19 protein-coding genes and 1 pseudogene are annotated in these 17,213 nt (G+C 69.0%); 10 read left to right on the top strand and 10 right to left on the bottom strand.

The genetic code is table 11. From position 1 onward, the window contains the following. Nucleotides 1–110: pseudogene (locus J4O73_RS22890) on the top strand (IS630 family transposase); the annotation flags it as partial. A gap of 308 nt (nt 111–418) precedes the next feature. Here J4O73_RS22890 and J4O73_RS22885 read toward each other — a convergent pair. Together J4O73_RS22885 and J4O73_RS22880 are read right to left on the bottom strand one after the other, a co-directional pair. Next, on the bottom strand, nt 419–850 hold the full coding sequence (locus J4O73_RS22885; protein WP_426221138.1) for a CBS domain-containing protein: 432 nt from the start codon (nt 848–850) through the stop codon (nt 419–421). Nucleotides 851–989: 139 nt separating this feature from the next. Next, nucleotides 990–1,808, bottom strand: a complete 819-nt coding sequence (locus tag J4O73_RS22880) for a rhomboid family intramembrane serine protease (protein WP_426221136.1) — start codon at nt 1,806–1,808, stop codon at nt 990–992. Between the two features lie 284 nt (nt 1,809–2,092). On the opposite strand from J4O73_RS22880, the gene J4O73_RS22875 reads away from it, so the two are divergent. Beyond that, nucleotides 2,093–2,701: a PAS domain-containing protein gene (locus J4O73_RS22875; RefSeq protein ID WP_426221134.1), complete on the top strand. Its 609-nt coding sequence runs from the start codon at nt 2,093–2,095 to the stop codon at nt 2,699–2,701. Nucleotides 2,702–2,803: 102 nt separating this feature from the next. After that, nucleotides 2,804–3,439: a PilZ domain-containing protein gene (locus tag J4O73_RS22870; RefSeq protein ID WP_426221132.1), complete on the top strand. Its 636-nt coding sequence runs from the start codon at nt 2,804–2,806 to the stop codon at nt 3,437–3,439. Between the two features lie 12 nt (nt 3,440–3,451). Here the strand turns inward: J4O73_RS22870 and J4O73_RS22865 are convergent, their stop codons facing one another. Continuing rightward, nucleotides 3,452–4,033: an SCO family protein gene (locus J4O73_RS22865; protein WP_426221130.1), complete on the bottom strand. Its 582-nt coding sequence runs from the start codon at nt 4,031–4,033 to the stop codon at nt 3,452–3,454. Between the two features lie 101 nt (nt 4,034–4,134). Continuing rightward, nucleotides 4,135–4,626 carry a PRC-barrel domain-containing protein gene (locus J4O73_RS22860; protein WP_426221128.1) on the bottom strand — a complete coding sequence of 164 codons (492 nt, stop codon included), beginning with the start codon at nt 4,624–4,626 and terminating at the stop codon, nt 4,135–4,137. A 132-nt stretch (nt 4,627–4,758) separates the two neighbouring features. Here J4O73_RS22860 and J4O73_RS22855 point away from each other — a divergent pair, with 132 nt between their 5' ends. Both J4O73_RS22855 and J4O73_RS22850 read left to right on the top strand, forming a co-directional pair. After that, complete coding sequence (locus tag J4O73_RS22855; RefSeq protein ID WP_426221126.1) at nt 4,759–5,235, top strand: tRNA (cytidine(34)-2'-O)-methyltransferase; 477 nt, start codon at nt 4,759–4,761, stop codon at nt 5,233–5,235. Nucleotides 5,236–5,243: 8 nt separating this feature from the next. Beyond that, nucleotides 5,244–6,704 carry a protein adenylyltransferase SelO gene (locus J4O73_RS22850; RefSeq protein WP_426221145.1) on the top strand — a complete coding sequence of 487 codons (1,461 nt, stop codon included), beginning with the start codon at nt 5,244–5,246 and terminating at the stop codon, nt 6,702–6,704. Here the strand turns inward: J4O73_RS22850 and J4O73_RS22845 are convergent. Then, complete coding sequence (locus tag J4O73_RS22845) at nt 6,680–6,853, bottom strand: hypothetical protein (RefSeq protein WP_378966954.1); 174 nt, start codon at nt 6,851–6,853, stop codon at nt 6,680–6,682. The two genes, J4O73_RS22850 and J4O73_RS22845, sit on opposite strands and share 25 nt — an antisense overlap. An 84-nt stretch (nt 6,854–6,937) precedes the next feature. On the opposite strand from J4O73_RS22845, the gene J4O73_RS22840 reads away from it, so the two are divergent. Next, the gene (locus J4O73_RS22840) at nt 6,938–7,165 is read left to right on the top strand and encodes a hypothetical protein (RefSeq protein WP_426221124.1); all 228 of its coding nucleotides are present in this window, start codon (nt 6,938–6,940) and stop codon (nt 7,163–7,165) included. 183 nt (nt 7,166–7,348) lie between these two features. Here the strand turns inward: J4O73_RS22840 and J4O73_RS22835 are convergent, their stop codons facing one another. The 3 genes from J4O73_RS22835 to J4O73_RS22825 all read right to left on the bottom strand — a co-directional run bounded on the left by J4O73_RS22835 (nt 7,349) and on the right by J4O73_RS22825 (nt 10,858). Further along, nucleotides 7,349–8,557, bottom strand: a complete 1,209-nt coding sequence (locus J4O73_RS22835) for a GNAT family N-acetyltransferase (protein WP_426221122.1) — start codon at nt 8,555–8,557, stop codon at nt 7,349–7,351. Then, on the bottom strand, nt 8,554–9,969 hold the full coding sequence (locus tag J4O73_RS22830) for a lipopolysaccharide biosynthesis protein (protein ID WP_426221120.1): 1,416 nt from the start codon (nt 9,967–9,969) through the stop codon (nt 8,554–8,556). The genes J4O73_RS22835 and J4O73_RS22830 overlap by 4 nt, the downstream gene beginning before the upstream one ends. 133 nt (nt 9,970–10,102) lie before the next feature. Continuing rightward, complete coding sequence (locus J4O73_RS22825; RefSeq protein ID WP_426221118.1) at nt 10,103–10,858, bottom strand: hypothetical protein; 756 nt, start codon at nt 10,856–10,858, stop codon at nt 10,103–10,105. Nucleotides 10,859–11,053: 195 nt separating this feature from the next. On the opposite strand from J4O73_RS22825, the gene J4O73_RS22820 reads away from it, so the two are divergent. The 4 genes from J4O73_RS22820 to J4O73_RS22805 all read left to right on the top strand — a co-directional run bounded on the left by J4O73_RS22820 (nt 11,054) and on the right by J4O73_RS22805 (nt 14,464). Further along, a complete protein-coding gene (locus tag J4O73_RS22820; RefSeq protein WP_426221116.1) occupies nt 11,054–11,653 on the top strand; it encodes a superoxide dismutase in 600 nt (199 codons plus the stop codon). A 149-nt stretch (nt 11,654–11,802) separates the two neighbouring features. Continuing rightward, on the top strand, nt 11,803–13,329 hold the full coding sequence (gene murJ / locus J4O73_RS22815; protein WP_426221114.1) for a murein biosynthesis integral membrane protein MurJ: 1,527 nt from the start codon (nt 11,803–11,805) through the stop codon (nt 13,327–13,329). A gap of 48 nt (nt 13,330–13,377) precedes the next feature. Then, the gene (locus tag J4O73_RS22810; RefSeq protein ID WP_426221112.1) at nt 13,378–14,064 is read left to right on the top strand and encodes a haloacid dehalogenase type II; all 687 of its coding nucleotides are present in this window, start codon (nt 13,378–13,380) and stop codon (nt 14,062–14,064) included. Nucleotides 14,065–14,110: 46 nt separating this feature from the next. Next, entirely contained in the window at nt 14,111–14,464 is a 354-nt protein-coding gene (locus J4O73_RS22805; protein WP_426221110.1) for a hypothetical protein, read from the top strand. 95 nt (nt 14,465–14,559) lie between these two features. Here the strand turns inward: J4O73_RS22805 and dnaN are convergent, their stop codons facing one another. Together dnaN and J4O73_RS22795 are read right to left on the bottom strand one after the other, a co-directional pair. Continuing rightward, the gene (gene dnaN, locus J4O73_RS22800; RefSeq protein ID WP_426221108.1) at nt 14,560–15,678 is read right to left on the bottom strand and encodes a DNA polymerase III subunit beta; all 1,119 of its coding nucleotides are present in this window, start codon (nt 15,676–15,678) and stop codon (nt 14,560–14,562) included. 127 nt (nt 15,679–15,805) lie between these two features. Further along, nucleotides 15,806–17,008 carry a hypothetical protein gene (locus tag J4O73_RS22795; protein ID WP_426221106.1) on the bottom strand — a complete coding sequence of 401 codons (1,203 nt, stop codon included), beginning with the start codon at nt 17,006–17,008 and terminating at the stop codon, nt 15,806–15,808. Nucleotides 17,009–17,213: the final 205 nt, after the last annotated feature.

Below are 17,213 nucleotides of genomic sequence, written 5' to 3'. Positions count from 1 at the left end.
CTGAGCGCACGGTCGAAGGGCTGTGGACGGCCATCGGCCGGCTCATCGACACCATCACGCCAGACGAATGCGCCAACTTCTTCGCCGCCGCGGGATATGAGCCAGATTAAACCGAAAACGCTCTAGCAGGCTGCTGAAGATGTCTGGCGAGGTAGAATAGCGTTCTGCAAGCCGTCCCGGACGGCCGCCGAGGGTCCCCTTTCGCAGCTTGCGGGGATCGTGGTGAAATTCAAAAGCTCCTTCGTCTTTGCGAGCGCAGCGAAGCAATCCAGGGAGACGCACCGTTCTAAAGCGTCCCGCTGCCCTGGATTGCTTCGTTGGCGCTCGCAATGACGGTGAGGGTGTCCCGGCTCCCGAGTTCCGCAACGTTCCCCGTAGACGGGGAAAGGGGGAGTCGTCCCGTTTTGGACGGCCGCGCTCAGGCCGTGGTGATGTATTCCCGCAAGGCCTGATGCTCGGCCTCGACGGTGGCGATCCGCCGGGCGACCACGTCGCCGATGGAGACGATGCCGATCAGGCGCCCGTCCTCGCAGACCGGCATGTGGCGGAAGCGCCCGTTGGTCATCAGCTCCATCACGTCCTCAATCGTCGCCGAGCGATTGCAGTGCGTGACGGTGGTCGTCATGTGGTCGCTGACCGGTGCGTCGAAGGTCGCCGCACCGAGCCGCGCCAGGGCGCGCATGATGTCCCGCTCGGAAACGATGCCCGCCACCGTACCATCGGCATGGGCGACCACGAGGGCGCCGATCCGCTTCTCCGCCAAGCTATGAATGACGTCTCCGAGGGTCTTGTCCGGGCTCACGGTGGCCACGGATGTTCCCTTCTCCGCCAGAATACGTGCGACGGTCATCGACCCCTCCCTTTCAGCCGGTTGGGCGCGCCGTCAGCCCCGGCGCGCCGGTTGCGACATCGGGCCGGGTTCGTCCCGGCTCTCGATCACGGGAGTGTGTGGCCGTTCCGGCGCCCTGGCAAGGGCACCCGCGCAGTGATCAGGCCCGTGGAGAGCTTTTCCGGTCGAGAAGGGGGAAGAGCAGGAAGCCTGCAACGAAGCCGCCGAGATGCGCATCCCAGGCGATCGCGGCGCTCTCGGCTCCCAGCGGCAGGCTCACGAGGCCGAAGAGCAGGTTGGTGACGAGCCAGATCGTGAGGAACGACACCGCGGTCCGGTTGCGTAGCAATTCAGGGATGGTCTCGGCCGGGCGATGCACCGGCACCTGCCAGGGCTGGGCGCCGTAGGCCGAGGCCGGAGGCTGGAACACGAAGCGCGCGGCCGCCGCCATCAAGGCCGAGATGCCCGCCGAGGCGCCGACGAGGGGCGTGGCGCTCAAGGGGTCGATCAGGATGTGCAGCACGCCGCCCGCGATGATGCCGGCGAGCGCGATGGCGCCGTAACGCCATGCCCCGCAGCGCCGGGCGACGGGGGAGCCGAAGGCGGCGAGCCAGACGCTGTTGAACAGCACATGCATCCACGAGCCGTGGAGCAGCGCGTAGGTCGCCAGCGTCCAGGGCTCCAGGCTCTGCTGGCCGGTGACGTAGCGGGCGAAGGCCTCGCGCATCGCCCCGAGTTGCGCATCGCCCGATCCCGCCGCCTGGATCACCTCCGCCACCCGCGAGGGGTCGAACCACACCGTCCACCGGGCCGGAACCAGGGCGAGGTCGAGCACGATCGAGATGTCGCGCACGTCGGAGAGCAGGTACTCGCGAATCGCCTGGATGACGATGAGCACCGCAATCGAGGCGGTGACCACGCCGGGCATGTTGAAAACGGGTGCGCGGCTCTGGCGGGGGAAGTCGGGCGAAGCGTCCATGGCCCCACATGTTGCCGACATGTGGTTGCAGGCAAGACCATGATGCTCTCTCAGGTGGAATCCCGAGGGGGCAAACCCTTCTCAGGGTTGCGTTGTGTGGATCGTCACAGGCTTCAGTGGCGATCAACCTTAACCAAAGCGTAACTCGCCGGATGCATCGGCGCGACCGAGGGCATAGGGATTGCGGAAAGGGCCGGTAACCGCCCGATGCGCGGTCGGGGACGTCTTCCGGACGTCTCGGAACGGGCATCTTCGAGGCACATTTGTACCGATCCGGGACACACATGAAGCATCCCACAAGTCATCTGCTTCACGCTTACTGGGAAAAGCTCCGCGGTGATCGTGCCGCCCCCGAGCGGGCGGAAATCGAGCCCGGCGAGATCCGCCATCTCCTGGCGGACAGCCTGATCCTGGAGCTGGACGTGCCGGCACGCTCCGCCGTCATCCGCCTCGCGGGGACGCGCGTCTGCGCCCTGTATGGAAGGGAGCTGCGCGGGCAACCCTTCTCCGCCCTCTGGGGTGACCGGGCCGGGGACGCATGGCGTCTCGCGGAAACGGTCGCCCTCGATACGCTCGGCGTCGTGGCGGGCCTGCGCGGCGTGAACCGCGCAGAGGAGGGGGTCGATCTCGAACTTCTCCTGCTCCCCCTGCGCCACCGGGGCCGCCCCCATGTCCGGGCCCTCGGGGCGCTGAGCTTCACCGGCGCGCCGCCCTGGCTCGGCCTCAAGCCGGTGGAGCGAGCGGAAACCACGTCGCTGCGCATCCTCGCCCCGCGCAACCGCGGCGCCCGGCCGCCGGCCGGTCCGCACGAGGGCCTGCGCCGCGCCCTGATGCCCGAAGATGCCCCGGTCCGGCGTGGGCACCTGATGGTCCATCCGGGCGGACGCGCCTGATTTCGCGCGCTGGATTCCCAATCTTTCGTCCGGTGAAGGCTTTCCGTAACCGGTGCCTCTTATGATTCAACCTACGATGGATTCTCGACGACTGATCTAGGCATGCTCGCGGTGGATGGCGGCCCACTCCAGACCCTCAGGATTCGTGGTGTCGGCAACGAAGCGTCCGACATGCGCCAGCATCAGCGCGTCAAGGTCGCGGTCCTCGGGCGATACATGCTGTCCGACCGGCGCGAATATCCGTGCCAGACCGTCGACATGTCCCCCGGCGGTGTCCGCCTGACCTGCGCGGTCCAGGGTGAGATCGGCGAGCGCGTCGTCCTCTATCTCGAATTCATCGGGCGCATCGAAGGTGTGGTGGCGCGGCACACCAAGGGCGGCTTCGCGGTGCGGCTGTCGGCGACGCCGCGCAAGCGCGACAAGCTCGCCTCGCAGCTCACATGGCTCGCCAACCACGAGATCCTCGGCCTGCCGGAAGGCCGCAGCCACGAGCGCGTCGTGCCGGACAAGCCCGGCGTCGTCCTCAAGCTCGAGAACGGCCGCGAGATCACGGCCCGGCTCATCGACATCTCGCTGTCAGGCGCGGCCATCGCCAGCAATGCGGCGCCCGCCATGGGCAGCATCGTCACGGTCGGTAGTACGCCGGGCCGCCTCGTGCGCGTCTTCGAGGGCGGGTTCGGCGTGCAGTTCCTCCTGCCGCTTTCCCCCGACCGATTCCATGCGGGAATGACGCTGTAAATCGGCGTCGCGTCAGATCTTCTTGGCGAGTTCCGCCGCCGTCTGGTCGGCGGGCCGCGAGATGTCGAGGGCGCCGAGGAAGCGGTTCTTGGCGTCCATGACGTACACGATCGCCGTGTGCTCCATCACGTACTCGCCCTTCTTATCCGGGACCTTGCGGGCATAGGCGCGATAGGCCTTCTCCGTCGCCGTGATCTGCTCCTGCGTGCCGGTGAGCCCGGTGATGCGCGGATCGAAGCTCGACAGGTAGGCCTTCAGGCTTGCCGGGTCGTCACGCTCGGGATCGACGGTCACGAAGGCGACCTTCATGTCCTTGCCCTTGGGGCCGAGGGCCGCGAGCACGTCGGAAATCTGCTGCAACGTCGTCGGGCAGACATCCGGGCAATGGGTGAAGCCGAAGAAGACGAGGTGCGTCGCCCCGCTGAAATCCTTCTCCGTCACCGTCTTCCCGTCCTGATTGACGAGGGTGAAGGGCCCGCCGACGGAGGCCGTGCCGACGGAGGTCGCCTCCGGCTTCAGCATGACGAAGGCGGCGGCGACGATGCCGAGAAGCCCCAAACAGAAGGCGAGGAGCGGGATGATGGCGCGGCGCATGGCGGAATGAAGACCCCGGCACTGATGTGCCGGGGGTGGAGCACGGAACGCCTCGGACCTTCAAGCCCGCAAGTCGCCGCCCTGGTGCGGGCCTCGCTGCCTCAGGGCTTGCGGGCCGGCTCGGTGGACTGTGCGTCCTTCGGCTTCTCCTTGCCGAGATAGATGTATTCCGGCGCCGCGCGGAGCTGATCCTTCGTGGTGTCGATGGTGGCCTTCAGGCTGTCATTGTCGCCACGGGCGACCTTGATCGCGGAGGGGTCGATGGCGACGTATTTCGCGCCGATCCCGAGGAAGCCGCCGACGCCGACGATCCACGCCTTCACCTGCTGCTTCTCGTCGAGCACGAGGTCGGCGATCTGGCCGATGGTCTCGTTCGCGCCGTTGGTGACGCTGGTGCCGACGAGCTTGCTCGACACCATGTCGGAGGGCGTCTGGGCGACGAACTTCGGACGCAAGTCATCGGAGAGCGTCGCGGGCTTGGCCGGGACCGCGCCGGGAGCCGTTCCGGGGGTGGTGTCCTGCGCCAGCGCCGGGGCGAGGGCGGCGGTGAAAAGGGCCGTCGCGAAGGCGACGGTCGGGAGCGGGTTGCGCATGGGCGAGGGCCTTCCGGACGGGCAGCCGCGTCGGCTGCGACGCCCGCAAAAGGGCTTGCGGCAGCGCAATGTTCCACGCTCCCAGTTGAAAACGTTGCGCTTTGCCGGCTGACCGGCGATAGCCCGTCCCCGATGCCCCGCCTCACCCTTTACCAGCCCGACATCCCGCAGAATGCCGGGACGATGATGCGCATGGCCGCCTGCCTGGGCTTGGCCGTCGAGATCATCGAACCGGCGGGGTTCGACGTGTCGGACCGGCATCTGCGCCGCTCGGGCCTCGATTACCTCGATCACGTCGCCATCACCCGTCACCGTTCCTTCGCGGCCTTCGAGGACTGGCGCCGGGGGGCGGGCTTGCGCCTCGTCCTCGCGACCACGGCGGGGGCCGTGCCCTACACGGAGTTCGTTTTCCGTCCCGGCGATTGCGTCATGGTGGGCCGGGAAACGGCGGGCGTGCCGGAGGCGGTGCACGCGGCCGCCGATGCCCGTGTGGTGGTGCCGATGCGCTCTGGCATGCGGTCCCTCAACGTCGCCATGGCGGCGGCGATGATCCTCGGCGAGGCCCTTCGCCAGACTGGCGACGCAACGGTTCGCCCCGAGCGCGCTTGACCCTGAAGATGCCGCCTCGGCGGCCCGATGCGAGATCAGCCTTGCCGGAAGCCTCCACGCCCCGCCCGTCCCGCCGCCACGCCGAGCTCGGGCCCGACTTCTTCGACGTCGTGGCCGCGGCGCGCTTCCCGAAGACCATCCTGCGCCATCGCAATCAGGTCTGGGCGGAGCGCGTCGGCCTCGGCGGGCTCACGGACGAGGAATGGATCGCCCATTTCGGCCGGTTCGAGCCGCTGCCGGGCAGCTTCGAGGAGCCCCTGGCGCTCCGCTATCACGGGCATCAGTTCCGTTCGTATAATCCCGAACTGGGGGACGGTCGCGGCTTCCTGTTCGCGCAGCTGCACGACCTGAAGGATGGGCGGCTTCTCGATTTCGGTACCAAGGGCAGCGGCACCACGCCCTGGTCGCGCACGGCCGATGGGCGACTGACCCTCAAGGGGGGCGTTCGCGAGGTGCTGGCGACCTCGCTCCTGGAGGCGCTCGGCGTCACCACGTCGAAATCCTTCAGTCTGATCGAGACCGGCGAGAACCTGATCCGCGGCGACGAGCCGTCGCCCACCCGCTCCTCGGTGCTGGTGCGGCTGTCGCACGGGCATATCCGCATCGGCACATTCCAGCGCTTCCTCGCCTTGGAGCAACCGGAGAACGTGGCCAAGCTTCTGGACCACACGATCACCACCCACATGCCGGAGCTATGGCGGGAGAGCGTGGAAGATCGGGCGGCGGCCTTCCTCGAAGAGGTGACGGTGCGCGTCGCGCGGATGGGCGCGCAATGGGCAGCGGCAGGCTTCGTCCACGGCGTCCTCAACACCGACAACATCAACGTGACGGGCGAGAGCTTCGATTATGGGCCGTGGCGCTTCCTGCCCGCCTTCGATCCGAACTTCACCGCCGCCTATTTCGATCAGACCGGCCTCTACAGCTTCGGCCGTCAACCGGAGGCGCTGTTCTGGAACCTGTGCCGATTGGCCGATTGCCTGTTGTCCCTCACGCCGCAGGCACGGTTGGAAAAGGCGCTCGAAGGATTCGGCCCGGCTCTGCAGGAGGGTTTCGCGGAGCGTCTGTTCGCGCGGCTCGGTCTCGCCCCGGCGCCCCAGGCGGAGACGGACCGGCTCGTTTCCGCGATCTGGCGCTTCCTCGGTGAGAGCAAGGCGCCGTTCGAGCGGTTCTTCTTCGATTGGCGCGGCGGCCTCGCCGGCGCCGAGCGCGCCGCCGCGAGTCCGAGCGCGGCGCTCTACGCTTCCGAGGCTTTCGCTCCGGTGCGTGCGGCCTTCGCGGATGTCACGGCGGGCGAGGAAGCGCGGCTCGATCACCCGTATTTCGCGGGCGAGCCCTGCACGATGCTGATCGACGAGGTCGAGGCCCTCTGGGCGCCGATTGCCGAGCGGGACGATTGGTCGGTCTACGAAGACAAGCTCGCCGCCATCGCCCGGATGGCGGATGCCTACGGGACGGCGCCCGTCGCCTGATCGGCCTGCGCCTCCGCCTCAAGGCGGCGGCGCTCCTCCGCATGGCCTGCGGCGATGGCCATCGTCATCAGGCGCTGCGTCAGGCGGAGCACGAGCCAGAACAGCGCGAGACAAAACAGCAGGGCGGCAGCGGCCTTGAGCGGATCCACGCGTCTCCCCTATCTCGGTCGGGCCAGCCGGATCGGGTGATCCTTACTCCCGGCTGCGCCCCCACATAGAGCAGGTTTCCCCGTTTGCGCGAGACTTTCCATATCGAAGTGATCGGGTCCGACGGGGAGGAGGTCGTCACCCGCATCTCCGTGCGGGTCGGGAGCCTGGAGAGCGCGCAGGAGCGCGCCCTCCGTCTCTTCGCCCGTGCCCGGGTGCCTCAGCGTCGCGACGAGCCCGCCCATTCTGTACGGGTGATCGACGGGGCGGGGCGCGAAGTGTTCCACCGCACACGGTTCGAGGAAGGCGACTGAGGTCGGCTAAAGCCGTCTTCGACCAAGTTGGCTCACGTGCCTCCGTCTTTGCGAGCGTCAGCGAAGCCATCCAGGGCAGCGGGATGTGTCAGAACGGTGCGCCTCCCTGGATTGCTTCGCTGCGCTCGCAAAGACGGCCGGGAATCCATCGACGGGGGCGGCTCAACTCGGTCGGATACGGCTCTAAGACGCCTTCCGCCTTTCGTGCATCGCGAGCTTGAGTCGTGCCAGGGATTCGCGGCCGCGCTCGAGGCGCATCGCCACCGGGAAGAGCGGGTCGTGCCCGGCTTCCAGCAATAAATGGGCGATGGACCGCCGTTCGGTCCAGAACAGGGTAGCGAGTTCGAAGCCAGGCGGCGCGCAGGAATCGATCCTGTCGATCTCCCGCGAGGCGAGGACTGCTTCCGTCAACCGGTGGACCAGTTGCACCCCCGTCGCGGCGGCGGGATCGGTGTCGTCGTGGGCGACCTTCAGGACAAAGGCGTCTCGCCCGGCGAGCGGCAGCACCATCGACGCGATGAGCCGCTCGCCCTGCCGCAACTGTGCGATCCGCACCCGGCCTGTCTGCGCCAGCGCGGCCACGGCCCCGCGCAGCATCGCAGCCTCGTCCGGGCGCTGGGCGAGGGCGGTGCCGACCTGTCCCTTCCAACTCGCCGCCTCCAGGGCAATGTGCGCGTCGAGGGCGGCGGGAAACTGTGCCGGGGCGGCCAGCAGCGTGAAGGCGATGTCGCCCCCCGCTTCCAGCCTCCGGCGGGCGCGGCGCAGGCGGCGGCGGCGGTTGCCCGATAGATGGTCCAGATAAGCGGCCCGTTCCGCTTCGTTTGCGGAAGAGGCGTCGAGCATCCCGCGCTGGTGCGCCCAGTAGGCGGCGCGGCGCGTGCCCGCTTGGTCGAGCAGGGCGGCGAAGGGGCCATCCGCCGTGGCGTTCTGGAGAAGCAGGCGTGGGGGCTCGCCGAGAGCTTGCGGCGCGGCCAGCAGGGCGGACAGGGCCGGGCCGGGCACCTCGCCGTCGAGGAGCGGCGTGCCGAGGGGCGCATAGCCATGGGTCCAGCCCATCAGCACTGGAAGCGGCAGGCCCCAGCGGCGGGTAACCCTGCGGTGAGGCCACGCGGCGGCGAAACGTGCGCCGGGCTCCTCCGGGGGCCTGTCCGCCACGAGCAGCATTCTCACGCCTGCGCCGAAGGACGGGGCGGCGGCCAGCGCATAGGGCGCCTCGTAGAACGGGTTCGTCACGAGGGCGCGTCGGCCCAGGTCTTCCCAGGCCCTCACCCAGGGCGCGGCGGGATCGAGGGGACGGATCGCGGCCACGAAACCGCCGGGAAGGGGGGCTGTGAGCGGAGCCGAGTGGGGCTGCGGCGTGTAAGGCTCCGGCATCGCGACGGGCGCCGTCATGCCGCCAGCCGACGACGGATCGCCCCGGCCAGACCCAGCATGTCGATGCGCCACGCCACCGCGAGGAAGGCGGCAACCAGGAGGAAGAGGCCGAGCGCCTGTCCAGCGGGCTGCGTGCCGCCGGGCACGAAGCCGAGCCCGTAGACCGCGAGACCCGCTGCCACGGCGGCGGCGACGATCCCGCCCATATCCGCCAGGGGCAGGGGCATGGGGGTGCCCGCCCGGCGCGCGCCGAAAATCAGCACGAGACAGGCCGCGGCCTGCCCCCCGGCGAAGGCCAAGGCCGCGCCCATCGCCCCGAGGCGCGGGATGAGCAGAAGGGAGATCGCAGCCACGGTCAAGAGGGTCGCGAAGGCGGCCCCTGCCTCCAGGTGGCTGGTCTTGGTGAAGTAGATGACCTGCCCGAAATAATACGAGCGGAACATCATCAGGATGCTTGCCAGCACAAGGACCGGCGCGAGGCTGCGCGCCTCGGCGCGATAGCCCGGCCCGAGCAGGATGGTGACGACGAGTTCGTCGAAGCACAGGAAGAACACCGCGCCGAAGGCGGCGATGGCGGTCATCGCTCGCGCGGCGTCGCAGAGCACCGGCGAGGCCGCCGCCATCCCGCCGATCCGCGCGTCCCGCTTGGCAATCGAGATCAGCGATAGAGCCAGCGCTTCCCCGAACACGATGAAGCTTTGCCGCAGGAAGTCGGCAATGGCGCCGTAGGCACCCAGACCCGCCGTACCGACCGTCTGCGCAATGATCAGCCGATCCAGGCTCTGCGCGAGGGCCGCCGTCGCGAACGACAGAACGAGGGGCCAGCCATAGGCGAGCAGGCGCATCGCTTCGACGCGGCTCCCCCTGCCGCGCATCAGCGGACCGACCACGATCAGAGCGGGGATGGCGCCGAGGGCGTTTGACGTCGCGATGGCCACGGCGAGATCGACGGGATCGCCGGTCACTTTCAGGACGGCACCGCCGAGAACGAGCATCAGCACGGCCCGCGTCAGCACGGAGGCGGCGACAGGGCCGGCGGCGAGCCGGGTGCGCGCAATCTCGGTGGAGCCCTCGAACAGGGTGAAGCCGACGGCGAGCAAGGTGATCGCGATCGCCGCGCGAGGGGTGATCAGCCCGAGCGTGGCCGCGAGGCTCGCGGCGAGGCCCGCCAGCACCAGGGAGCCCGCCAGCATGCGCACCACGGTGCCGACCTGCGCCGAGGCGCGCGCCTCGTCGTAGAGGGCGAAGAACGAGAATTTCGGCCATTGGCACGTCGCCCCGTAGAGGACGAGCGCGCAGGACGACAGGTACAGGTAGCTGCCGTAGACTTCGGTGGGCGCCAAGCGCGTGAACAAGGCCACGGAGGCCATGTTGAGGGCCGCCGCGACGCCGCGCGAGCCGACATAGATCAAACTGTGCCGTGCGATCATGACGTCGGCTTTTGCGCGCGGCCCGCGTCCCCCAGCGGGGCGGATCCGTGCCGTCTCGGGGCGTATCGGAGGGCGTCTGTCTGAATCACGCCGCCCCGCTGCATGCCCTATGCCGAAGCGGGGCTGTTCCGCCTCAGGCGGCGCCCCGCGCGCCGACCTCGCCCCCGCCATCTACGAAGGCCTTCAGCTCTTCGAGGGACGCGAAGGTGAAGCGGCCGTTCGGCGTGTCCGCCTCGATCGAACCGTTATCGTACATCATGTAGGTGTTGCCGCCCGAACTGTAGCGGCCCACCACCGTGCGCTCGACCTTGGCCTCGGGCGCCGCGTCGAGGCTCGACCGGAGCGCGGGCTCGGATTCGGGCTTCGCCGGTTCGGACTGACCGGGGACGAACAGGTCGTCCGCTCCAGCAAGCCTCGGCTCGCTCTTCGTATCCGGAACCTTGATCTCGGCTGGCGGAGGCACCTCCGCAACCGGAGCGACCACCGGCGGCGTGAGGCCCGGCAGCGTCAGTTCCGGTTCGGCAGTGAGCGTCTGCGGCGGCAGAATGAGCGAGGGCTCGATTCGCTGCCGGTCGGAGGCGTGGCCGGTCATGGTTGGGGCGAAGGACGCATCCAACGCCTCCGGCGCGGGCATGAAGACGGGCTCGCCCGACTCCGCCACCTCGTCCGCGGGGCGGGCGGGGTTTTCGCGGATCGCGGTCTCGATCCGGCGCAGCCACGTGGCAACGACGCCGAGGCCGAAGAGCAGCACACCGGAGGACGCCACGACGGCACCTCCGTAGACCATGGCCATTCCGCTCTCCAGGCGGACATAGGGGAAGCCCTCGACGATGGCCGCCACGCCGGCGATGAGCATGGCGGCGGCGAGCGCGAACAGCGCAGCGATCATTGTTCTCTCTGGACGTGGGCTTTCACGAGCCCCGAAATCGGCGGCACAGTAAGGCGCTGACGAGGTTTTGCAAAACCTGTTCGTGCAGCACCATCGGCGTTGCCGTCGAGGCAAGCCCGACTTACGTACCGGACGTCAACCCGGGAGCCCCCCGCCGGGGGCATGCGGTTGCCCCCGGCCGCACGGAGACAAGCAATGACCTTCACCCTGCCGGAACTGCCCTACGCCTACGACGCCCTCGGGCCGTACATGTCGAAGGAGACCCTGGAGTTCCACCACGACAAGCACCACAAGGCTTATGTGGATACCGGCAACAAGCTGCTCGAAGGCACGGACCTCGCCGGAAAGAGCGTCGAAGAGATCGTGAAGGCCGCCTACAACACGAATCAGGCGCTCTTCAACAATGCCGGGCAGCATTACAACCACATCCATTTCTGGAACTGGATGAAGCCGAATGGTGGCGGCGCCATCCCCGGCGCGATCGCCAAGAAGATCGATGAGGACCTCGGCGGCGCCGAGAAGTTCAAGGCCGACTTCATCCAGGCCGGCGTCACGCAGTTCGGCTCCGGCTGGGCGTGGCTCGTGGTGAAGGACGGCAAGCTCGCCCTCATGAAGACCCCGAACGGCGAGAACCCGCTGGTCCACGGCGCGAAGCCGATCCTCGGCGTCGACGTGTGGGAGCACTCCTACTACATCGACTACCGCAACCGCCGCCCCGACTATCTCAAGGCGTTCATCGAGAACCTCGTGAACTGGGAGCATGTCGAGAAGATGTACGCCGAGGCCACCGCCTGAGGCGTGCCGTCCGGGCGCCTGTGGCGCCCGGACCCTTGAGATGACGGCCGAAACCCGGTCTTGATGCGCCGCCGGGACGACCCGGCGAGACGGGGGCGGCCCATTCCCAACGATCGTTTCGCGCCGGATGCGCGCCCGGACGCCCGTCGATGATCCGCTCCATCCTCTCCGTCGGCGGATGGACGCTGATCTCCCGCGTCACCGGCTTCGCCCGTGACGTGGTGATGGCCGCCGTCATGGGCGCGGGCCCCATCGCCGACGCCTTCGTCGTCGCCTTTCGGCTGCCGAACCACTTCCGCGCCATCTTCGGCGAGGGCGCGTTCAACACCGCCTTCGTGCCCTCTTACGCCTCCCTGTCTGAGGCCGGGGCGACCGGCGCAGCGCGTCTGTTCTCCGACCGCGTCTTCACGCTCATGCTGATCGTTCAGCTGGTGCTCCTGAACCTCGCCCTGCCGCTGATGCCGTATGTGGTGCAGGCCCTGGCGCCGGGCTTCGAGGTCGGGGGAGAGCGGTTCCAGCTCGCGGTGGCGCTGACGCGCATCACCTTCCCCTATCTGTTGTTCATGACCCTGGTGACCCTGCTCTCGGGTCTCCTCAACGCCAACCGCCGCTTTGCCGTGGCGGCGGGGGCGCCGGTCCTGCTCAACCTCGCCATGCTGGCGGCGCTCGGTGTCAGCTTCCTGTTCCCCAACGCCGCCTATGCCGCCGCCTGGGGCGTTGCCGTCTCGGGCGTGCTGCAGTTCCTGCTGCTGTGGTGGGGATGCCGCCGCGCCGGTGTGATGCCCGAGCTCGCCGTGCCGCGCTTCGATCCGGCGATGAAGCGGTTCTTCACCGTTCTCGGCCCGGCGGTGATCGGCTCGGCCGGGTTCCAGATTGCGGCCTTCGCGGACACGATCATCGCGAGCTGGCTGCCGACCGGCGCGGTTTCGGCGCTCTATTACGCCGACCGGCTCTATCAGCTTCCCTTCGGCGTCATCGCCATCGCGGCGGGCACGGTGCTCCTGCCCGAGATGAGCCGCCGCATCGCGGCGGGCGACGTGGCGGGCGCCCACACCGCGCAGAATCGGGCGGCCGGGTTCTCGCTCGCCCTGTCCGCGCCCTTCACCATCGCTTTCCTGACTATTCCCGGCCTGATCATGGCCGCCCTGTTCCAGCGCGGCGAGTTCAGCGGCGAGGATGCGGCCCGCGCCGCGTCCGTGCTCGCGGCCTATGGGCTGGCGCTTCCGGCGGTGGTGCTGGTTCGAAGCGCCGTGGCCAGTTTCTACGCCAGACAGGACACCAAGACGCCCCTCTGGGCGTCGCTCACGGCCATCGCCGTGAACGTCGCGCTGAAGCTGTGGCTGACCGGCCCCTACGGCGTCACGGGACTCGCCATGGCGACGGCGGTCAGCCAGTGGGTGAACCTCGCGATCCTCGTCGGCCTCGCCCTGCGCCGGGGCTGGACCGCGCCGGGCCGGACGCTCGGCCTCACCATTCTCGGGGTGGTGATCGCCTGCGTTGCGCTGACCGGCGTCGCCCTGTTCGGGCAGCCCGTGGCGAACGCCTTGGTGCCGGCTCTGCCGCACGGGCGGGAGATCGCGGTGCTCGGCCTGCTCGGGATCGCCGGGGCGGCGGTCTATGGTGGGCTCCTCGTCGGGCTGCTCCACCTGTTCGGCCTGCGCCTGCGACGGGCGTGAACGGCGGCGCGTCGGCCCGCGTTGCCGGGCGAGACGCAAGGAGACACCATGGCCTCGACCGATCTTCTGGACGGGATGCAAGCGGCCGTCTTCGACGCCTATGGCACCCTGTTCGATGTGAACGCCGCCGTGCGGTGCCACGCCGCCGAGGTGGGCCCGCAGGCGGAGGCCTTGTCCGAGACGTGGCGGACGAAGCAGCTGGAATACAGCTGGATCCACGGCCTGATGGATCGCTACGAGCCGTTCTGGACCCTGACCGAGCGCGCCCTCGACTTCGCGCTCGCCAAGTTTCCCGATGTCGATCGGGGGCTACGCGAGCGCCTCCTCGACGCCTATCGCGATCTCGATGCCTACGAGGAAGTGCCCGCGACCCTCTCGGCCCTGCGCGAGCGCGGGATCCGCACGGCGATCCTCACCAATGGTGACCGCCCGATGATCGACCGGGCGGTCGCCTCGGCCAAGCTCGAAGGGCTCCTCGATGCCGTGCTGACGGTGGACGAGGTGCGCCGGTTCAAGACCCACCCGGACGCCTACGGCCTCGCGCTCGATCGGTTCGGCCTGGGCCGGGAGGAGATCCTGTTTTGCTCCTCGAACCGCTGGGACATCGCGGGCGCGGCCGCCTTCGGCTTTCGCCCGGTCTGGATCAATCGTCGCGGCCTGCCCGACGAGTACCCGGATTTCGCGCCCGCTGCGGTGCTTCCGTCCCTCGACGGGCTCGCCTTTCGACAAAATTAAGGCTCTCGCGCTCTCATCTCGTCAACACGAGCAGGAGAGTTCTCGCGTGTCCGTTCTGAAGTCCTTTACCGTCGTCCGGGCCGGCGCCTTCGCGCTGGCCGGTCTCCTCACGGCCACAGCCATCCCCGCCTCGGCCCGCGACGGGCAGAACGGGGCGATCATCGGCGGCCTCGCGGCCGGCGTCGTCGGCGGCGTGGTCGGTAGCGCGATCGTGAACAACATGAACAACCCGCCGCCGCCCCCGCCGCCGGAATACCGTCCGCGCCGGGTGCTGGTGGAGGAAGAGCCGGAGACCGTGATCGTGCGCGAGCGCCGCGGCCCGATCTGCCACTACGAGCGCCGCAAGGTGTGGCTCGATGACGAGAACTTCACCTTCAAGCGCGTTCAGGTCTGCGAGTAAGCCCCTTCGCCTTTCCTCGTTGCGAGCGAAGTCAAAAGGTCCAGGGAGGCGTGCTTCCCTGGATCGCTTCGCCTCGCTCGTGAGGATGGGCGAGATCAGACCCGCATCGGCATCAGCACGTAGAGGGCCGAGGCGCCCTCGCGATCCTGAATCAGGGTCGGCGAGCCCGGATCGGCCAGCTTGAACAGCGCGGTATCGCCTTCGAGCTGAGCCGTGATGTCGAGCAGGTAGCGGGCGTTGAAGCCGATATCGAGGGCGGACGAGCCGTAATCGACGTCGAGTTCCTCCGTAGCGCTGCCCGCATCGGGGTTGTTCACGGACAGGGCAAGCTTCCCGTCCGTCAGCCCGAGCTTCACCGCACGGCCGCGCTCCGACGAGATGGTCGAGACGCGATCCACCGCGCGGGCGAAGGTATCCCGCTCCACGGTGAGGCGCTTGTCGTTGTTGGCCGGGATCACCCGCTGATAATCCGGGAAGGTGCCGTCGATCAGCTTCGAGATCAGCGTCAGCCCATCCGCAAAGCGCAGGCGGATCTTGGCGGGCGACAGGTCGATGCCAACGCTCTCGCCACCGTCGTCGAGGAGCTTCTGGATCTCGGCGACGGCTTTGCGCGGCACGATCACCCCCGGCATTCCGACACTGCCCGGAGGGGCGGGGATCTCGACACGGGCAAGGCGGTGCCCGTCCGTTGCCACCGCGCGCAGGACCGGTGCGCCGTCCGCTTCGAGCACGTGCAGGAATATGCCGTTCAGGTAGTACCGCGTCTCCTCGGTCGAGATCGCGAATTGCGTCTTGTCGATCAGGCGCTTTAGGTCGGCGGCGGCGATTTCGAAGCCGTGCGGCATCTCGCCCGTGGCGAGATCGGGGAAATCCCCCTCCGGCAGGGCACCGAGTGCGAAGCGCGAGCGCCCCGAGCGGATGGTCATCTGTCCGCCCTCGCCGGTCTCCAGAGAGACCTGTGCGCCGTCGGGCAGCTTGCGCACGATGTCGTAGAGCACGTGCGCCGGAACCGTGGTCGCGCCGGGATCCGGCACGTCGGCGGCAATGCTCTCCGTCACCTCGATATCGAGGTCGGTCGCCTTCAGCTGCAAGGCCGACCCCTCGCCGCGCAGGAGCACGTTCGAGAGGATCGGAATGGTGTTGCGCCGCTCCACGACCCGGTGGACGTGGCCGAGCGACCTGAGAAGCGCCGCGCGCTCGACGATGACTCTCATCGCACAACTCTGACTGATCGGGGCCGCGGCGGCCCCTGGGACAACGGTCGTTCAGCTTGGCGAAGCGCCGGAGCGATGGCAAGGCCGCCCCGGCCGCCCCGCACAGGCGAGACGGCGGGGCGGTGCTTCAGTTGCGCTTGTCGAGGGGGCGCCCGAGGAGCCGGGCGAACTCCGCCTCGATCTCCTCGACCGAGAACGGGTTGCCGGGCGATTTGGGCTCGGCCTTGGCGACAGCCTTCTTCTCGGTGCGCGCCGGGCGAGGGGGCTCGGCGCTGGCGACCGGCTCCGGCTCGTCCGTTGCCGCCGACATGCCTGCCGCGATCGGATCGATCGGAGGCGGCATCAGGGCGGCCATCGCGGCGGCGATCGGGTCGATCGGCGGCGGAGCCGCCGGGGCGGGGGGCTGTGGCTCCGGCTTCGGCGCGGGGGGCGGCTCCGGAACGGGCGCGGCCGGTGCGGGCGTCGGCGGTGCGGGCGGCGGAGCTGCGGCCGAACTCGGGCGGCTGATCGCCGCCTGAAGCTGCCGGGCCATGTCCGACAGGACGACCGGATCGACCGGGCGTGCGTCCACCGGGGGGGACGTCAGCGGCGGCAGCACCATGCCTGCGGAGGGCAGCTTGACGGTCTCGTCCGCCTTCTCGGCCATCGGCTTGCGGTCGAGGACCGGCGAGGAGGTCCGCAGCGTCCGCGGCCGCGTCAGCGCCTCGCGGACGGAGGCCGGAAGCACGGCCGACGGCTCGGGTTGCGGAGCCGGGCTCAGCGGCGGCACGGGGATGTCCCGGCCGGGCTCGTCGCCGTCGATCAACGCGGCGTCGAGCGGAAGCCGCACGGGCGGGGCGGCGCTCGATCCCGGGACGGGCGGTGGCACCACAACGGGCATCTCGAATGTGCGCTCGGGGCGGCCAAAGGCAGGCTCGCCAAGGGACCGGCCTGGTTCGGCCAGGGCGCGTGGCGGCTCGGGCAAGCGCCCGGCTTCGGCCAACGGATCGGGCAGAGGCTCTGCGGCCGGCTCCGCGCGGAGGGCCGGCTCGGAAAGGGGCCGCTGGCCGCGCTGGATGTTACGCTCGACCACGACGTCGTTCGGGCCTCCGACGAGGAGCAGATGCTCCACATTGTCCCGCCGCAGCAGGATCAACTGACGGGCGCGGTCCAACTCGTACACGTCGACGATGCCGAGGCGCGGCTGACGCGCCCGGCCGCTGCGCCCGGGGAGCGCGCCGCCGCTTCCCGTGAGACGCCGGACCACGAGCACGATCGCGGCCAGGGCCGAGAAGATGATCGCGAAGATGACGAGATACTGGATGATCGGGGAGCCGTCAGAGCCGAACACAGATCGTAGCCATGACAAGTTTACGCACTCGCACGTTCCGGCCGTGGCGGGATCCGCGGCAGGCCCGGTGTCATAACACGACCGCGCGGCCTCCGGGCAGACCGAATTAAGGCTTCGTTAACAGCTCGTTGGCGCGTGCAGTTTTGAATTTAGGGCCAAAACGCACGTTCAACCGATCATTGCGAGATACGGCGGCCTGACCTTT

Source organism: Methylobacterium sp. NFXW15 (assembly GCF_049887755.1).
GTDB lineage: Bacteria > Pseudomonadota > Alphaproteobacteria > Rhizobiales > Beijerinckiaceae > Methylobacterium.
This window is presented reverse-complemented; position numbering and strand designations above follow the sequence as displayed.